The following is a 19,028-nucleotide window of genomic DNA, read 5'->3' as shown; positions in this document are numbered from 1 at the left end:
TTCCTCCTTTGGCAATTATCCGGCAAGGTCATCCAGATTAAATGGCGTGACCTGATAAACGTAGTAATTCAACCAGTTCGCAAACAGCAGATTGGAATGCCCTCTCCAGCGCACCACAGGCTGACGGGAAGGGTCATTGTCAGGATAATAATTCAAGGGAATATGAATCGGTTTTCCCAGGCGAACGTCCCGTTCATACTCGGCCTGTAAGGTCAGCGAGTCATATTCCGAATGACCGGTGACGAATATCTGGCGTCCATCCTTTCTCATCACAATGTAAATTCCCGCCAGAGGTGACTCTGCCACAATTTCCAGATCGGGAACTCGTTGAATATCCTCTCTGCGGATTTCGGTATGTCGGGAATGAGGTGCATAGAACACATCATCAAATCCTCTTAACAAAGGAATGTGACTTCTCAATACTTGATGTTCAAACACCCCAAACATCTTATGAGGCAAAGGATATTTAGGAATACTGAACTGATGATACAGCCCTGCCTGCGCTCCCCAACAGATAAAAAAGGTGCTGGTTACGTACGAACGGCTCCAGTCAATAATTTCTGTCAGTTCTTTCCAGTAATCAACCTCCTCAAAGTCAAGATGTTCCACAGGAGCCCCGGTGATGATCAAGCCGTCAAATTTCAGATGGCAGAGTTCATCAAACGTCTGATAGAATGCCAGCAAGTGCTCCTCAGGAGTGTTTTTTGATTGATGAGACGATGTTCGCATCAGAGTGATGTCCACCTGCAGAGGGGTATTCCCCAACAAACGCAATAACTGCGTTTCGGTGGCTATTTTTGTAGGCATAAGGTTAAGAATGGCAATTTTCAGCGGGCGAATATCCTGATGGTCGGCACGTTCTTCGTCCATCACAAAGACATTTTCTCGTAACAGAATCTCCCGAGCAGGGAGATTGACCGGAATTCGGATCGGCATCTCCAAAAACCTTTCTAGATTGGAATTGTGTCAAGTGGAGGTCTTTACCAGACAAAAAAAGACCTCTTCTGTCAGTAAGAAGAGGTTAGCAAGTCTGGCTAAATCTCCTCTTATCTTCCAGAAATACTTCTGCAGGAATTGGCACCATGCCGCATATCGGCTGGTTGTCGAGGTTTCATCGGGCCTGTCCCTCCACCTCTCTGGATAAGAGTGCTTTTATTTAATTGTTGGCGTTAATATACCATGTTTTGTCTTAATTTCAAGTCCCTAAAAACGGGTGATTTTTCAGCGCATACTGGTCTCATCAAGTACCCGTTTTGAAACAGATTTGACTTTGCCAGGCGGCAGAACTTTCTTTCTCCCATCCAGTAGATGCGCAACAGCCAGAATGGGATGCCGAAGGAGCATTCGGGGTCCTGCATACCGCATCATGGCTCTCACCCGTTCGCGCATTTCGGGTTTGTAGCAATGGATCGGACAATTGGCACAGGTAGGTTTGTTTTCCTGATAGGGACACTTCTCCAACCGGAAACAGGCATAATCTAACAATTCCTGACATGCTGAGCAAAGACTCCCATGAGGTAACCCATGGTGATCCCTGCAATAAATTCTGGACATTGCTGCTATGGTTTTTCTCTCTCGTTCAAGTCTCCGATGCATGCAATTCCTCCAACTCTTGGAATAATCATACCAGATAAGATCTCAAGAGGCTTTGTTCTACATCAATAAATCATCTTCACCCCCATTGCGCATCGGTCAGAGCCTCACAGGGTTATATTGAGTGTATTCCACCAAATTGATGAGGTTGGTATGATTCATCCCTCTTCACCGCACGAACACCCGAAATTAACCACATTGGATTCAACAACCGCGTTGAAATCCTATCTGGAATCCCTGGATACCCCATTCTGGATAATTCAGGAGTCAGGAACCTGGAAAATTGGCTCCGATACCCATCTACCGTCAGGTGAGCCTGGTGTTTTTGTCCCGGCAGTGCTTCCGGAATCCTTAGGAGACCCCGGTTTTAAGAAAACCTACGGGGTGAGACTGGCATATTACGCCGGTGCTATGGCAAACGCAATTGCCTCAGAACGCCTGGTCATTGCCCTGGGCAAGGAAAAGATACTGGCGTCTTTTGGGGCGGGCGGATGCTCACCTCAACGAGTCGAAAGTGCAATCCATGAAATCCAGCAAGCCCTCCCTCAGGGACCTTATGCCTTCAACCTGCTGAACAGCCCCAACGAGCCTTATCTCGAACGAAAAGTGGTTGAGTTGTATTTGAATTATGGAGTTCAGGTCATCGAGGCTTCCGCTTATCTCGATATCACTTACCCGCTGGTATGGTACCGATTAAGTGGATTATCACGGGATTCAAACGGCAAAATCAGGATTAAAAACCGCATCATTGCAAAGATATCGCGGAAAGAGGTGGCTACACGGTTTCTCTCTCCTGCTCCGGCAGATCTCGTAGCGCAACTATTGAGCGAAGGCAAAATCACCGATGAACAGGCACAACTGGCATCCAAAATCCCAATGGCGGATGATATTACTGTAGAGGCAGACTCCGGGGGACACACCGATAATCGCCCTCTGGTGGGATTGATCCCCACCATGATAGCCGTGCGGGACGACCTCCAGTCCAAATACCAGTATGAAACCCCTGTGCGTATTGGTGCTGCCGGCGGAATCAGCACCCCACAGTCAGTGCTTGCCGCATTCATGATGGGAGCCGCGTACGTTGTCACCGGATCGGTAAACCAATCTTGCGTGGAATCTGGAGCCTCGGAACACACCCGCAACCTGCTTGTCCAGGCGGATATGGCGGATGTTGCCATGGCTCCAGCGGCAGATATGTTTGAAATGGGGGTAAAAGTCCAGGTTCTCAAACGCGGTACCATGTTTGCCAGTCGTGCCTCCAAATTATATGAGTTGTATTCCCGGTATTCTCAATGGGAGGACATCCCCCAAACAGAAAGGACTCGCCTTGAAACCACCGTGTTCAAACGGAAGTTTGAAGAAATCTGGCAGGACACAGAAAAATTCTTTGCAGAAAGGGACCCCAGACAATTAGAACGAGCCCGGCAGGATCCCCATCACAAAATGGCTCTGGTATTCCGCTGGTACCTTGGGCTGTCTTCAAGATGGTCGAACACAGGCGAAAAAGGAAGGGAAATGGACTATCAAATCTGGTGCGGACCTGCCATGGGGACATTCAACGATTGGGTTCGTGGCAGTTATCTGGAAAAGCCGGAAAATCGTCATGTGGTCGATGTTGCCCTACACTTAATGAAAGGGGCAGCGTATCTGGCAAGGGTTCGCTTTATTGAGATCCAGGGAGGGCAGATCCCCCACTCCTTGAAGGATTATAAACCCGCAACCCCTCTGGCTTAAATCTGGCCCAATCAGAAAGGAATTAGAGCCTGATTTCTTGAAGCGAAACAGGCTCTTTTTGATTCACACAGCGACAAGCCAGAGTGATGATGAATTCCTCACGCTTTTGCCAGAAACCCACCCAGTTTCCATCCATCCCTGAGACCTGGCAGGAAAAGGCTAACCATCCGTATGGAGGTGGAGATGGGACCGTTTCACGTTCAAACTTTTGTGGAAAAACTTCTATTTTTTGCACATCTATGCGCAATCCAGTTTTAAGCGCTTTCACCACAGACTCTTTTGCACTCCAGAGAAGGGTAAAATATGCTTCCCTGGAAAGAGGGAAAAGTCTTTCACCCTCAATTTCCCGGTCTGAAAAGTAATCTGTGTAGAAAGCGAGTTCTCTCTTTTCCACCTTCTCGACATCTATGCCAATGTGGAAATTCCCACTGGACGAGAAAGCCACGCATGCCCAGCCCTCACGATGACTGATTGAAAGATCACCAGAGACTTCCTGATCCTGCGTCATAAATATCGGGGAACCATCCAGGAGATTATCAATGACCATGTCTGATAAAGGCAATGCTTGAAAAGAAGGACAAACCCGTTTCAACAGTTGTTTGGCAACCCAGCGTCCGTGCAACCATTCATTCCGTCTTTTCTGAAAACGTAGAGCAGTCAGGCGTTCTTTTTCTCGAGGAGAAAGCCAGGTATCAAACCCGGCTTCTTCCCAGAACGCCTGACTGTCCTCAATCGTATGGATCAGAACGTAGATGGTGCTCACCTCTCTGGCATCTGAACCCACTGGGTCAAAGTGGAGAGCAGTTCCGGTTCAACAGGATAAGGGAGCGGTTCAGTCTGGTAACCCTTCAATTCCAGATACACCTTTCCTTTACCATCTACAACGCGAGCATCAAACCTCATTGGATGATCCCCGATTTGAACAGGCTCAACCTCAGCAAATAAAGATGATTGTCTCGGTATAGAGGTACGGTAAATATCCAACCGTTCAATGGATCTTGGCAAGGCAAGTACTCCCGTCTTTCCAATCTCCCACACCCCGGCAGTTTGCAGACAAAGTTCAACAAGCATTGGCAAAGTAGCCCATTCGGTCATGGAATCTGCAACAGGGGGTAAATCTTTCCTCCACTTTCCAATCAATTTGCCATCTTTTCTCTGAACGCCCTCTATCACCTGGAAGGAAGGACCGTGGAAATACAACCGGTATACCTCTTCCGCAGATAATTGATGGGAACCGTTCCAGTAAGGTGGATTGCTCCGAATTTCACCCTTTCTTCCCTCATCTGGCACAAGGAATACCCGGGCAGTGAAATGCACCATGGTTTCCGGGTCTCTACCATAACGCTGAATGGTCGATTCCAGGCTCACATCCCCTACCAGTTGATTGTCATGATAGGTCAGTTGGGTTTTCCAAATCAACTTTCTTGCCTGATTCCGGTAAAACTTTAAGGGCATGAGGAAGTGAATGCTGGCAAGCGAAGCAATCCTATAGTCTCTATGATTGTAAGAAAACAGGTTCGCCATCTGTTGAGACACTACTGCCAGACCTTCGATTCCCATGACACCCGGCAACAAGGGAATTCCATTCAATGCATGATCATGCAAAAATGGATGCTGGCCAGGATCAAGTTCTCCCTCAAATGTCAGCCCCTCTCCCAATTTGAATCCTGTAATGCGCTCAAATAAGAAGTGTCTCCGGGCAGGATTTGCCAGCAATTGATTGGCTTGCTCAAGGTTCAGACATTCCTGTTCAAGCCTCTGGGTTTCCAATACACCCAGCGAACCGGCAACGACCACCTCACCTTTTTTCTTTTGTGCCAGCAGGTAACGGACTTGTGGAGCGGCAATCTCTGGGGAGAGCATTTCAATTCCGGCCCGTTTCATCAGTTCAGGCAAAAATCCCCGACTTGCCATGCCAACTTCTGCCCACGCTCCCCAATCTATACTCACACAATTCATCTGAGGGTATTCCAGTGAGAACACACCTGCCAGTTTTGAAAGAAAATCATTTGCCGCGCTGTAATCCGTCTGACCGGCGTTTCCAAATCGCCCGGCAACGGATGAAAAGAACACAACCTGGTGGGGTAAAACTCCCCTGGACTCAAAGGCTTTGAAGAGATTGTAAAAGCCATTGACTTTGACCGAAAGAATCTGGGCAAATTCCTCAAAGGGCTTGGTCTCAATTTTGCGACTTTTCTCAATCCCCGCGGCGTGAAGAATGACATCAATACTGGAAGTATCTTTCAAGATTTGATCAACCGCTTCTTTAACCGATTCAGGTTGGGTGACATCACAGGGGAGATAATGCACCTTTGCTCCCAAAGACCGCATTTCTTCAATGATTTTGATGGCTGCCAAACCCCTCTCCAACGCTGCAATTTTCTGCTCGACTGCGGATGGGGTAGCCCGTTCTCCCTGCTGATACAGTCGCTCAGCCAGGGCTTTTCGGAATGCATTGCGGTCCCGGGCAAGTGCCTCAAGATCAGGATCATTCGGATCGGGCAAAGAGGTACGGCTGAGCAAATAGAAAGTTCCCTGAGTATATTTCGCCAAATCCAGCAGGATGGGACCTACGATTCCACCGGAAGCACCGGTAACCACAAACGTATGAAGATGCTCCAGATTGTTCAGCGGGGCTGATTCGGCTTCTTTCAGGATGAAAGTAAAACGCTGATTTTCCTTCCAACCCACCTCACAGGTAGAAGCATCAAAGAGGGTTTCCTCAAGCAACCGTTCGGCAACCCAGTGGTTCTGTGCATCCTGCTCAAAATCCACTACCTTGATGAGCGCACTGGGACGTTCCATGCTCAAGGCTTTGATGAAACCCGAGGTTAATCCGCCAAAAGCGCCACCGGGCAGAACATCTTCCACACCATGAAGACCTCCCATCCGAGTGGCAGCAATGACGAAAGGTTCTCCATTCAACGAACGAATAAGGGTAAACAACCAGTGCGCATGGCTCTCCACCATTTCCTGCCATTTTTGAGGTTCGAAGGTAGCCAGAGATGGCTCGTGATCCAGCGCTGGCAGGAAATACACCCCGTGGACCTCCCCTTGAGAGGCAAATCTAGTCACTGCTTCGTTTATTTCGCGCATCGATTCAGGATGGAAACGATAGGTCTGAACGCCTTTGCTTTTAAGGAGTTCTTCCAGCGCTTCTCCTGCGCCTTCCTTTCCATCCAGAATCAGGATGCGGGCATTTTCATTCAATAGCACACCTGATGGAATGCTCAGCGCAGGATGAGGAATGAGAACCGGAACAGGGATGCGCACCTGAAGAACGGATTGTTGGGAAAGATCCTGTTTCTCGGCAGAGGGTTCCTCCGATTGAGGCATCTCCTGACCGTTCTCCGCAACCCCACAGAGAGAATCGGGGGACGACTGAGCAGGAAGTACTTTTTCCGCCCCCCCTGTATCGTTTTCCTCACTCCCATTTGACGGTTTTGATGCGCCTGACTGCTCTTCCAGTGCTTCTCGCATAAATGCGATGACTTTGGCAAGTGTGTTGTAATCCGATAGCCGCAAGTCCTCTCTCCGGGGAATGTTGTAGTGGGAACGGATGGTTGCAAACAGTTCAGCCTGTTTAACCGTATCTATCCCCAAATCGGCTTCCAGATCTAAATCCAGATCCAGCATTTCGATTGGATAGCCAGTTTTCTCGCTCACCACATTCAAAACAAACTGTTTTATGGACTCCTCATCCAGCAAAGAGGAACTGCCGGATTCCGGTCGCGGTTGGGCAGGCTGCTTCTCCTGATCTGGATCGGGTTGAAAATGCCCCTCGGACTGGAGGAGAGCCTCTTTCATGAATTGAATCACCTTTGCCAGGGTATTGTAATCAGCAAGGCGCAAATCTTCCCGTCTGGGAATGTTGTAATGTGTGCGGATGGTGGCAAAAAGTTCTGCCTGTTTGACGGTATCTATTCCAAGATCGGCTTCCAGGTCCAGGTCTAAATCCAGCATCTCCTGAGGATAGCCTGTTTTTTCGCTGACAACCGCCAATACAAACTGTTTAATTTCTTCTTCCAATCCCGGACGCGAACCTCTAGACTCTGAACCTGAGCCATAATCGGCTTGGGCTATTTCCGGCTCTGTCACCTTCTCCGGGACAGGATTCTGGATAAGCGGTTGTGGAATTGTCTGTGGGGAAGGAACCTGACTTTGTCCCGGAGATACTGCCCACATGGTAGGACCAAAGCCATACTGCCAGAGCGACTTTCGTGGGGGTTTTACCGGGGGACCGTCATGTCGGATACGCAAAGTGCGATGTTCTACTTCCAGCGTCACCTTTTCATAACCGCTAACTTCCCGCAACCAGTTAATGTAAGTCTCTTTTTCCACACGCTCCAAAACAGGGATCTTCCTCAACAATACCATTGCCAGTTGAGAGCCGAACCCTGCTCCAAGCCGGAGTGCATAGATGGGGTTGTATTGCCCTCCTTTGGACAGATTCAAATCGCCCAACTCAGGGTCTGGTTCAAAGTCATCATGAATGTTTGCAATGGGTGGAACCATTCCGGTTTCAAGGGACTTCACTGCCACCACATCCTCAATGCCAACCCCCATGGAGTGACCGGTGAAGCCCTTGGTGTTGGCAATGATGATCCGGGGGGCATCAGCACCGAAGACCTGCCTTAAAGCGCGTATTTCAGCCGAGGCACTTCCTCCACGTGCGGGGGTATAGGTCTCATGAGATACAAAAACCATTTGCTCTGCAAGATCCGTCCGCCGAACCCCAAAGCGTTGTTCAGCCTGCTGTATCAAGCGCTCCATCACGAAGGCAACATGCTCAACATCCAGGCGGGTGCCATGGTACGCACTGTTGGCAATTTGAGATGCCAGAATTTCCGCGATGCCATGCATACCACGTTCTCGAACAGCATCTTCGGATTCAATTACCAGCGCGGCGGCACCCATTCCCATAATCATGCCATTACGCCGGCGATCGAATGGCAAAATGGCTTTGCGAGGATCTCCCTCCACCGTTGCCGCACCGCTCGCCATCAGGCTGGTGCCAATCCATTCTGAGAGAGGCCCAGAGGTAACATCATCCCCAGCAATAATCACCACCCGCCGGGCTCTGCCGGAGCGAATCCAATCTTCCGCGATGGCAATGGCATGGGTTGTGGTTGCACAGGCAGCGTTGACATGGGTATTTGGTCCTCGAGCACCGATATACTCTGCAAACTGCGAGTGCCCCATGCTCAGTACCCGAAAGACAAACCTCCGGTCAAAATGATAATCCAGGGCATGGTATCTTGCTTTCAGCGTATCGATCCGGCGTTGAATCTCTTTATACGCATCAGAGTCGGGTGGCAAAAGGTTTTGCACATCCTGAAGTTGATTCATTTGCGCTTCCAGAGTCTGGACTTCATAGAATCGCTGTGCCTCTTCTGCCATTCGATCCAGACCGGGAAATGCAGATGCGAAGATCACTCCGGTTTCATCTGCAAGGGCTTCAGGAAGTTTCCAGCGATCCGGCAGATACGTTCCTTTACTGGTGCGGCGATATGCCATCACAAGTGGGATACCGGCGTCCCGCAGGGCTTCAATCCCTGCAGCGATTGCCAGTTGAGTGCTGATGTCAGTAGCCTCCACCCGGTCAGTCGGGACACCAAATTCCTCAATCAAATCAAACGTGCCCCGTTGTCCACCCAGTTTCACCGTCTGGTCTATCCGATCAATCACTTCCTGAATGGCGCCGGCTTCACTTTTCACCAGCCGGATCGCCCGTTTCTTTGCCATGCGCTCTCTCAGTTCTTCAGGAAGCGGTTCAATCCGAATCTCTCCCCGGAGGATGCTGGAAATGTTGGCATCATCGAAAACCCGACGGTTCTTACCGGGCAAACCTAAACCAGCCCCACTGATAACAACCGATCCGGTAAGCGGAAGCCTGCCATCCCCGCCTGAAGGAGTCGCAACCGTCTCCCGGGGGAATGCCCCCCTACTCATCTCAGGGAGAGAAATTTGTTTTTCTGCTTTTTGTTGAGCCACCGGGAAAGCCGCCTGGCTTTCCTTTTGCCCTTCAGACACCTGTGCCAGGGCTTCAGCCATAAAATCAATGACTTTTGCAAGGGTGTTGTAATCAGAAAGGCGCAAATCCTCCCGTCGGGGGATATTGTAGTGGGTACGAATCGTTGCAAAGAGTTCCGCCTGCTTGACCGTATCAATGCCCAGATCGGCTTCCAGGTCAAGGTCAAGATCCAGCATCTCCACAGGGTATCCGGTCTTTTCGCTCACCAGATTCAGGACGTACCGTTTTATCTCCTCTTTATTCTGTGGTTCGGACACCCGGGATAAAGACAGCGGCTGCGATTCAAACTTTTGGACTACAGATGCTTCTTGAACCGGTGCAGAGGAAATTACGGTCGAATCAGTATAAAAAGGTCGAGCGCCTTTTGGTTTGACCCCAGCCGCAAGGAGTCCGCAGAGTGCTTTGTTGAAACTGACCACCGCACCTTCCCGGGGATGATTGGTGGCTAAGATCGTCACATCCGGCTTGCCTTTGAGGATATCCATTGCCAGGGCATTCAAAACCCGTTTGGGACCCACTTCAATGAAAACCCTGGCGCCTTCGCGATACAGCGTTTCAATTCCCTTAATGAACTGGACAGGAGAAGCCACCTGTGCGGCAAGCAAGTCCAGTATTTCTTCTCTTGTGTTGGGGTAAACCTCTCCGGTTACGTTGGCAGCAACCGTGAGTTGAGGAGGCTGGATGTTCATACGAGCAATCACTTCCCGCAGTGGTTGACTGGCGGGAGCAACAATGCGGGTATGGAAGGCGTGAGAAACCGGAATTTTTGTTCCCTGATACCCTGCCTGCTGGAAGGCTTCCAGAGCCAGGTCCACTCCTCGAGTTGTCCCACCAATGACACACTGAAGAGGACTGTTAATGTTGGCAATGACCACATAATCGGGGATAGTCTCAAGAATTTTCTCCACTTTTTCAATAGGAGCAGAGACAGCCGCCATAGCGCCGTTATCTTCCATGGCTACCCGTTTCATCTCTCGCCCGCGGGCAGAAACCACCTCCAGAGCCTCTGCAAACGTCAACACCCCTGCAGCGACCAGCGCGGCATATTCACCCAGACTGTGACCTATCACCATATCGGGAGCAAAGCCAAATTTGTTGAGCAAGCGCATCATGGCAACGTTGGCTGTCAACATTGCCGGCTGGGTGATTTCAGTATTGCGCAGGGCTTTTTCGGCTTCCGCCAGAGAGGCTTCATCTCCTGAGACGTAAATATATTCTGTAAGAGGTTTGCCCAGGATTGGCTTCATGATTTGATCTGCTTCCGCAAAGGTTTGAGCGGCAACTGGTTCCACCTCACACAGGTCTTTGAGCATGTTCACGTATTGAGAGCCCTGTCCGGGGAACAGAAAAGCCACCTTTCCCGCCTGTCCACTGCCCCGGAAGACACCATGCGCTACAAGCGCCTGCCATGGATTGTTGTCCGAGGCGCTTTCAAAGCCTTTCAACGCACGCTCAGCGCGTTTGATGAACTCATCCCGATCACTGTAATCAATGGCAATACGCTCAGGCCGTTCCAGTTCTTCTACAGAAGGAATGCGGCTCTCGGGTAACATCCCTTGCTGAGCCTGACGAAGCGCTTTTTCCACTTCGTGTTTCAATCCTTCTCCCGTATCTGCGCTGGCAAAGTACAACCCACGATAAGGGGCTGGCAAACTCTCCTTAGCCAATGGAACCTCAACCGGGACCGACTCAGATCTGTAAGTTATATCCACCCCCGAGTACACTTTCTTTTCTGCCTGTAAAATTCCGGGAATATATTCATCCACAACCAGATGGAAATTTGTCCCTCCAAATCCAAAGGAACTGACCCCGGCACGTCGGACTTCACCCTGTTTAACTTCCCAAGCACGCAAGACAGTATTGGGATAGAACGGGATATGGGCAAAGTCAATATTGGGATTTGGACGTTCCACATTCAATGTAGGGGGAATTTCTTTGTGGTGTAAGGCTAAGACAGTTTTCATTAACCCAGCAGCGCCTGCGGCACTCTTCAAATGTCCAATGTTCGATTTTACAGAACCCAACGCCACACTACCGGGTTTCAAGTCAAACTGCCCAAAAATTGCGGTCAAACTGTTCACTTCAACAACATCTCCGACCCGCGTTGAAGTACCATGCCCTTCAATCATGCTCACAGTAGCCGGCGATACTCCGGCATTTTTCCAGGCGCGTTCAATGGCTTGCTGTTGTCCAGTCGGGTTGGGTGCTGTGATGCCCTTCCCCTTTCCGTCACTACTGCTTCCAACGCCACGAATGACAGCATAAATACGATCACCATCTTTTTCTGCATCTTCAAGCCGTTTGAGCAAGAAGATCGCTGCACCTTCCCCCTGAACAAAGCCGTTCGCGCCATCCGCATACGGGCGAGAACCATCAGGGCTTAATGCGCCAATCTTACTGAATTTCACATACCCTTCGATGCTCATACTCCGATCCACACCGCCAGTAAGGACAGCATCAAAGTGATAATTGTTCAATCCATCCACTGCTGCCTGAATTGCCGCCAGCGAGGAAGCACACGCCGCATCCGTAATAAAATTAGGACCCTGGAAATTAAAAACGTTTGCCACTCTACCCGCAATGATATTTCCCAATTCTCCGGGCATGGTATCTTCAGTAATATCTGGAACTGAAGCGCAGAATTGTTTCCGAATGCCCTCGAGAATGGCTTCCTGTACCGAAGGAGGCAAAGATTTGAATTCCGGCACTGCTGTCAGCGTCGCCTGGTACTCTGCAGCGCGAATACGCATACTGGTCAGGTAGTGTCTTTCTCCCCCTAATGCGTTTCCCAGTATCACCGCTACTCGCTGAGGGTCCAGAGGTCTCTGTGGGTAACCAAAATCCATTAATGCCTGCCGGGCAGCGGCAATTGCCCATTGCTGGGTCTGGTCCATTTGCTCAATCACACGCGGTGGAATGGCAATTCCCCATTTATACGGTTCGAATTGAAAGTGGCGAACAAATGCGCCAATTTTTGAGTAGGTTTTATCCGGTGCTTTTGGATCCGGGTCGTAATATAGATCAATTCGCCAGCGATCGGGTGGCACTTCACCGATGGAATATTTTCCCGACTTCAGGTTGTCCCAAAAAGTCGGTACATCTGGCGCATCTGGCAAAACCACCCCCAAACCAACTACCGCTACAGGTTTTGTGACCGTCATGATTCCTCCTGTTATTTTCAGTAATTTTTTAAAGGAATATCCCTCAATCGTAACGATTTAATTAGGTGTTAACCAAACAGGTTAATATGACAGGATTAGCCCTGATTGAAATTCTTCTGTGCCTGAAAACACCCCAGGAGGAATGGAGTTACGTAAAAAGCGGGTGATCTTTCCACATTTTTTCCTTTGTCGTCTTACCCCTTAAAAACTCAGGTGGAGGGCAACTTTCTCGCCCTCCACCTGAAACTCGTTTCACTAATTTTTCGAGATTAATAACGTCTCAAGATCATGAGCGTTTCCCCATACTCATCCAGCAACTCCAGCATATTCCCATCTGTACGATACGAGCGCGCCAGTTGCAAAGCATTCAAAAAAGCGTTTTCCTGAGCGTTTATAGCTGGCTCCTGACATGCCATCATTGTCATAGAAATATCCTTAAATTCAATTGTCTCTTTTTTAATACTGTATTTCCCGCTGAAATTGTTACATCCGGTATTGCCCTGGACTTCCCCATCACCGAAATCGATGATCACATCCACACCCGGATAAGCCGCCGATTCTCCCAGAGTTTCCAATGCCCATACCGTCCCCTTCAGCGGATTTTGTTCGCCAGAATTTCCGCTACAGGCAGAAAGAACAACACTGAGCAGGATAAGGCAAATCAAGCACAGTACAAATAGTTTTTTCATTGTGCATCTCCTATCTCATCTTCAGACGAAGGGTTTTAATTTCAAATGGACGGAATTCCAGAAGCAAGGTATTCCCCTGTTGCTTTACAGGATTCGCTCCTTCCTCCAGCAAATTCGTTTCTACAGCCGTATGGAAAGGAATATTCACCTCCACCTGACAACAAGTTCTGGTGCGCATGGCTTCATAAAACCGCAAAATGACATCTCCCGATCCGTCCTCTGCGAGTTTAACCGTTTCCAAAACCACATTTGAGCAACTGGTCTGAAGCAAAGAACCTTCACCAGCACTCCCTTTGATCACCATCACCGGTACATTCAGATCATAGGCTTCTTGAATCAACTCACTCTCCAGAAGGCTTCCATTCCAGAAATAGAGAGAATACGTGAAAGTCTGCAATCCCTTGTCAGCCAGCATATCCGGAGCGAGAGGGGATTTCAGGAGAGTCAAATTAATGCTGTTTCCCTTCACGCTGACGCCATATTTGCAGTCATTCAGCACAGCAACGCCACGCCCTTCTTCCGCCAGAGCCGTCCATTTATGTTGACTCACTTCAAACCGGTCAGCGTCAAATTGCCGTGAAGCATGATTGGGACGACGAATATGCCCAAATTGAATTTCGTGAATGGCTTCGTTTGAGTGAATGTTCACCGGGAAGTTTACCTTAAGCAGTTTATGACTTTCCTGCCACTCAATGCCGGTGAGGAAATCCATGCGTCGGCTTCCTTTTCTCAATCGGATGATTTGAATCAGTTCTGAATGATGAAGCGTTCGCCTGACCCGTAACGATGCCTCCAAAGGCGTGTTCGAGTAAACCTCAATGGTCGAAGGGCCATGAAGTTCAACAGGGATTTCTTCAGTCATGCTGTTTAAATCCCAGGCATCCCATACATCAGGAACGTCTTTATACATGCGGAAGACATTGGCTTTCCCAACAACCTGATCTCTACCAGTGGATTTATCGATGAGAGAAACAATCTCTCCCTGGGAATTAATTTCTGCGCGTAAATGTTCGTTTTCCAGGAAAGCCCCTCCTTGAGGAAACATTCCAGCCCGAACCCAAAGGGATTGATCAGCAGGAGTTACCCCTGGGCCCGTCACTGTAACCCATCCGCAAGGGGGTACTTCAACCTCAGTCAACTGTCCCTGTACCTCTACCCACGCCTTTCGCTTCCAGTTCAGTGAATTGAACACAGTTACTTCTTCATTGGAAGGCTGAACGAGTGTGGATAAGGCTCGCTCTGTCACAGAGTGAGACTCCTGCAAAACCTCACTGTAGAGGGCTTCTGCCTCTTCGTACACCCGGTGGATCGAAGAGCCGGGAAGGATATCATGAAACTGGTTCAGCAACACTTTCATCCATGCGTTGCGCAGAGTATCTGCCGTAAAATCATACCCCCGGAGAACGCGAGATACCGTACCCCAGAATTCCGCTTCTCGTAAGGCAATTTCGCTTTTCCGATTACCCTTTTTCGTCTTTGCCTGCGAGGTGTAGGTTCCACGATGAGCCTGAAAATACAGTTCACCAACATATTTCTGACGGGGTAACCCTCGCTTTTTCAAATCTTCAAAAAATTCTGCCGGGGAAGACATCTTTACTCTGGGGAGACCCTCCAGGTCCCTTTCGCGGCGAAGATACTCTAAATGATTCCGCTCCGGACCGCCACCACCATCCCCCCAGCCAAAAGAGAGAATCATGGTTTGAATTCCATTTTTCTGCAGGCGAGTGTTCCAGCGCTCAAAAATAAAACGAGGACTGGTTTGACTGTTGTATTCGGTAAAAATATGGGCAGGGATGGTTGTGCCATCAATTCCTTCCCACCAGAAGATATTGTAGGGGAAAGGTTCGCCACCTCCATATGCCCAAGTGATCTTCTGGGTAGCAAAACCTTTCATGCCACATCCATGCAGAATTTGTGGCAAAGCCCCCGAGTATCCGAACACATCTGGAAGCCACAAAATATCACTTTTAACCCCTAACTCTTGCTCAAAGAATTGTTTGCCGTACAGAATCTGCCGAATCAGGCTTTCTCCACCGCTAATGTTAGTATCGGCTTCCACCCACATTCCACCATCGGCAATAACGCGCTTCTGTCGAACGGCTTCTTTAAAACGCTCATAGAGTTCTGGATAATGTGTTTTCAACATTTGATACAACTGAGGTTGACTTTGAAGGAAACGATACTCAGGATATTCCTCAATCAACTTCAACTGGTTAATTGCCGTGCGGGCAATTTTTCGTTCCGTTTCCTGAAGGGGCCAGAGCCAGGCAACATCAATATGGGCATGTCCAAATGCATGCAATTCCGGAGCAGTATCTCCATTACGGCAATCCAATAGCGGTTTCAAAACAGCGCGGGTCTTACGAACCGATTCCAGGAGTTCCTCTTCTGGTAATTCAAGGTCCAGGATGCGGGTGGCTTCCATCAATCCCTCATCCACTTCAGAAGCCCGTAGAGACAATGGATCCAACCCATCCCTGAGTTCTCTGAGGGTGGTGAAATCCAGTGCTAATTGATAAATATCTTCACGCCAGACTCCCAATGTGCTTTGGCCAACTTTTGTCTGCGTTGCCGGAGGTTCCGGCACGGTTTGTACTCCCCAGAGATTGGGTCCATCGCCTACTGTAATTCTGCCATGACCCGCATACGCCTCAATGAGAATATCATACGCTGCTCCTTTCTGAGCAGAGGCGGCAAGTGTAAACTGTGGATGCCCCCATCCAATAGAGGCTTCAATTCTTCCATTGACCCATACGAGACTTTCTCCCCCGGGATCGAGCCGCAGGACAACCCGTTTGCCATGGAGGGACTCGGGAATGGTCACTTTTGTTCGAAACCAGCCGTATTCCCACTTGGCTCCCCAGGGAGTTCCAGAAGGCATAGGGGTAAATGGACCTTGAACAGCCTCCTCATAGGTCAACCGTAAGGTGGTCGTAAATCCTTCGAGAGGAACTTCCTCAACCGGCAAATAAATTGCATCCCAGAGAGTACGCTCCCAGGATTTAATACGATGTTCCCATTCTGGTGTAAGCGCCATTTTTTCTTTCTCCTTCGAGGTTTGTTGTGTTTGAATTGGAAAAATTTATCCTGGTTCAGAAAAATGATGAGAGATTCTTATGAGGCAAATTTTCTCACATGTGATATGATAACCCTAAATTTCCCTCTCGTCACTTTTTTCAGGAGTAAAATATGAACGTTCACAATCAAGATCCCATTGAGCAGAAAATTTCCGATCTGATAGCCCAAATGACATTGTCCGAAAAGGTATCACTTCTCTCTGGAAAAGATGCTTGGCGGACCATGCCCATTCCCCGATTAGGCATTCCTTCCATCACCATGACGGACGGTCCTCACGGCGTGAGAGCAAGTTATCCGGACGCCGGACGAAAAGCCGGTCCTACTACATGTTTCCCGACCGGGGTAAGTATGGCGGCAACATGGAACACAGAATTGATTGAGAAAGTCGGAATGGCACTGGCAGAAGAAACCCGTGCCATGGATTGTGATATTCTGTTAGGACCCTGTGTGAATATTGTGCGCCATCCTTTAGCAGGGCGGAATTTTGAATCGTATTCAGAGGATCCCTATCTCAATGGAAAGATGGGCATAGCATGGGTCAAGGGATTACAAAGCAAGAAGGTGGGAGCATCCCTAAAACACTTTGCCGCTAACAATCAGGAATTTGAACGGCATCGTGGTTCTTCGGAAATCGATGAACGCACACTCAGGGAAATTTATCTCCCCCATTTTGAGATGGTGGTGAAAGAAGCCAAGCCGTTCACGGTGATGTGTTCCTACAACCGCATTAACGGGGTATATGCATCTCAAAACCGGCACCTCCTTCGAGATATTTTGAAAGAGGAATGGGGGTTTGACGGTGTAGTGGTTTCGGACTGGGGAGCCAATCACACAATCTTCGAATCGGTCGAAAATGGTCTGGATCTGGAAATGCCCGGTCCCGCCCGGTATTACGGGAGATTCCTAGAAGACGCTGTAAACACCTGGCAAATTGAGGAAAGCGTCATTGATGATGCCGTTCGCCGAATCTTGCGCATCCTGTTCCGTGCGGGGAAGTTCGATGATCCTGCAACTCTCCCACCCGGCTCTGTCAATACGCCCGAACACCAGGCTCTGGCACTTGAGGTTGCCGAAGAAGCGATAACCCTCTTAAAGAATGAAGGCGACCTGTTGCCGCTGGATGCAGAGAAAATTCAATCCATTGCTGTGATTGGACCCAACGCGGCAGAGGATCGCATTGGAGGTGGCGGTTCTTCTTACGTAGATCCTCCGTATCGGGTTTCTCCATTGCAAGCACTGCGCGCTCGATTAGGTAATCGGGTACGTATTGAATATGAACAAGGATGCGATAATTATCACCAACCGCCCGTCCTGGGTGCTGACTGGTTGGGAGAGAAGGGGTTGAAAATTGATTTCTTTGACAACCCGTCTCTGGAAGGTCAACCAGCCGACACCATCATGGTCCCAAAGGCTGAAATGTGGATGTGGGCAAACTCCCTGCCGGCTCCGCATGTGACTTCGTCACGCTTTTCTTTCCGCGCCCAGGGCACATTTACGCCCCTGGAAAGTGGGACGTTCACCCTGTTCCTTTACAATACCAGCGCCTGCCGCGTCTTCATCAATGGTGAAAAAGTCTTTGATCAGGTCTCAAAACCGCGAGAACATCGCGCAGAGGGAGAAGCACAATGTCAGATGGATCTGGAAGCAGGCAAATCGTATGACCTGGTGATTGAATATTTGAAAGATAACGAGGATGAATTTGCCTACTGGAAACTGGCATGGATGCGCTTCTTTGCTCCAGGAGAAGATCATCGCCTTCAGAAAGCCGTGGAATTAGCCGCCAGGAGCGATGCGGCACTGGTGTTTGTTGGGATGCCAGAGGGATTTGAAAGCGAAGGTTACGACCGTCCCCACATGCGTCTGCCGGGGGCACAGGATGAACTGGTTCAGGCAGTGTTGAAAGCCAACCCCAATACTGTGGTGATTCTCAACACCGGCTCACCAGTTGAGATGCCATGGGCAGATGAAGTCCCCGCAATCCTGGAAGCCTATTATCCCGGACAGGAAGGCGGCAATGCGATCGCTAAAATTCTCTTCGGGGAAATCAATCCCTCCGGAAAACTAACCGTCACTTTCCCCCGCCGTCTGGAGGATACACCCGCATTCATCAATTATCCGGGGGACCGCAAGGTGTATTATGGTGAGGGCATTTTTGTCGGATATCGCTATTACGACAAGAAGAAAATGGAACCCCTCTTCCCCTTTGGGCACGGGCTTTCCTATACCACCTTTGCGTATGAAAACCTGACCGTTCCAACGGAAGCCACAGTGGGGCAACCTGTTCGCGTACAGGTAACTGTGAAAAACACCGGAAAACGCGTCGGTAAGGAAGTGGTGCAGATTTACGTGAGTGACCTTCAATCCTCACTGCCGCGTCCGCCAAAAGAACTGAAGGGATTTGCCAAAGTGGAACTCCAGCCCGGTGAAGCCAAAACGCTTTCGTTTGAGTTAAACGAAAGAGCCTTTGCTTATTACGATCCCTATCAATCTCGATGGGTGGTCGAGCCCGGTGAATTCCAGATTCTGGCAGGCTCTTCGTCCAGGGATATACGGGCAACGGCATTAATCCGACTGGTGTAACCTCAAAAAACCTGAAGCCTATCTTTGAGGTTGACATGGGGGGCATCCACCAAACAGATCTGAAAATTTCTCCTTTTCGGGAGGATTTACGAAATCTGTTTGACGGGGGATGTCCCCCAATCTTTTCCGGAGGTGGGGAAAAATCGGCTGAATCCTGGC

At 49.4% G+C, this 19,028-nt stretch carries 8 protein-coding genes and 1 riboswitch; of the genes, 2 read left to right on the top strand and 6 right to left on the bottom strand.

The window, feature by feature from the left end; genetic code table 11:
• Nucleotides 1–15 precede the first annotated feature (15 nt).
• Both metA and LHF31_RS04985 read right to left on the bottom strand, forming a co-directional pair.
• Nucleotides 16–936, bottom strand: a complete 921-nt coding sequence (metA, locus tag LHF31_RS04990) for a homoserine O-succinyltransferase (protein ID WP_298008186.1) — start codon at nucleotides 934–936, stop codon at nucleotides 16–18.
• Between the two features lie 107 nt (nucleotides 937–1,043).
• Nucleotides 1,044–1,147, bottom strand: a riboswitch (SAM riboswitch).
• 74 nt (nucleotides 1,148–1,221) lie between these two features.
• Nucleotides 1,222–1,596 carry a nitrous oxide-stimulated promoter family protein gene (locus LHF31_RS04985; protein WP_298008188.1) on the bottom strand — a complete coding sequence of 125 codons (375 nt, stop codon included), beginning with the start codon at nucleotides 1,594–1,596 and terminating at the stop codon, nucleotides 1,222–1,224.
• 150 nt (nucleotides 1,597–1,746) lie between these two features.
• Here LHF31_RS04985 and LHF31_RS04980 point away from each other — a divergent pair, with 150 nt between their 5' ends.
• Complete coding sequence (locus tag LHF31_RS04980) at nucleotides 1,747–3,327, top strand: PfaD family polyunsaturated fatty acid/polyketide biosynthesis protein (protein WP_298008191.1); 1,581 nt, start codon at nucleotides 1,747–1,749, stop codon at nucleotides 3,325–3,327.
• Nucleotides 3,328–3,349: 22 nt separating this feature from the next.
• Here the strand turns inward: LHF31_RS04980 and LHF31_RS04975 are convergent, their stop codons facing one another.
• The 4 genes from LHF31_RS04975 to LHF31_RS04960 form a co-directional block, all read right to left on the bottom strand.
• A complete protein-coding gene (locus LHF31_RS04975) occupies nucleotides 3,350–4,090 on the bottom strand; it encodes a 4'-phosphopantetheinyl transferase superfamily protein (RefSeq protein ID WP_298008193.1) in 741 nt (246 codons plus the stop codon).
• Nucleotides 4,087–12,522: a type I polyketide synthase gene (locus LHF31_RS04970; protein ID WP_303773725.1), complete on the bottom strand. Its 8,436-nt coding sequence runs from the start codon at nucleotides 12,520–12,522 to the stop codon at nucleotides 4,087–4,089. Before LHF31_RS04970 ends, LHF31_RS04975 begins: the two co-directional genes overlap by 4 nt.
• Before the next feature lie 269 nt (nucleotides 12,523–12,791).
• The gene (locus LHF31_RS04965; protein ID WP_298009226.1) at nucleotides 12,792–13,211 is read right to left on the bottom strand and encodes an META domain-containing protein; all 420 of its coding nucleotides are present in this window, start codon (nucleotides 13,209–13,211) and stop codon (nucleotides 12,792–12,794) included.
• 10 nt (nucleotides 13,212–13,221) lie between these two features.
• Nucleotides 13,222–16,248: a glycoside hydrolase family 38 C-terminal domain-containing protein gene (locus LHF31_RS04960; RefSeq protein WP_298009224.1), complete on the bottom strand. Its 3,027-nt coding sequence runs from the start codon at nucleotides 16,246–16,248 to the stop codon at nucleotides 13,222–13,224.
• A 152-nt stretch (nucleotides 16,249–16,400) separates the two neighbouring features.
• On the opposite strand from LHF31_RS04960, the gene LHF31_RS04955 reads away from it, so the two are divergent.
• Nucleotides 16,401–18,869, top strand: coding sequence for a glycoside hydrolase family 3 C-terminal domain-containing protein (locus tag LHF31_RS04955; protein WP_298009222.1), 2,469 nt, complete (start codon nucleotides 16,401–16,403; stop codon nucleotides 18,867–18,869).
• The last annotated feature ends 159 nt before the right edge of the window (nucleotides 18,870–19,028 follow it).

Source organism: Anaerolinea thermophila, from assembly GCF_020723905.1.
In the GTDB taxonomy this organism is placed as follows: Bacteria; Chloroflexota; Anaerolineae; order Anaerolineales; family Anaerolineaceae; genus Anaerolinea; species Anaerolinea thermophila_A.
The sequence above is the reverse complement of the archived record's forward strand: the minus strand, read 5'-3'. Positions and strand labels throughout refer to the sequence as shown.

Excerpts from the sequence above, each read along its gene's own strand:
- metA (WP_298008186.1), bottom strand. The coding sequence starts at position 936 with ATGCCGATCCGAATTCCGGTCAATCTCCCTGCTCGGGAGATTCTGTTA.
- LHF31_RS04985 (WP_298008188.1), bottom strand. The coding sequence starts at position 1,596 with ATGCATCGGAGACTTGAACGAGAGAGAAAAACCATAGCAGCAATGTCC.
- LHF31_RS04980 (WP_298008191.1), top strand. The coding sequence starts at position 1,747 with ATGATTCATCCCTCTTCACCGCACGAACACCCGAAATTAACCACATTG.
- LHF31_RS04970 (WP_303773725.1), bottom strand. The coding sequence starts at position 12,522 with ATGACGGTCACAAAACCTGTAGCGGTAGTTGGTTTGGGGGTGGTTTTG.
- LHF31_RS04965 (WP_298009226.1), bottom strand. The coding sequence starts at position 13,211 with ATGAAAAAACTATTTGTACTGTGCTTGATTTGCCTTATCCTGCTCAGT.
- LHF31_RS04960 (WP_298009224.1), bottom strand. The coding sequence starts at position 16,248 with ATGGCGCTTACACCAGAATGGGAACATCGTATTAAATCCTGGGAGCGT.
- LHF31_RS04955 (WP_298009222.1), top strand. The coding sequence starts at position 16,401 with ATGAACGTTCACAATCAAGATCCCATTGAGCAGAAAATTTCCGATCTG.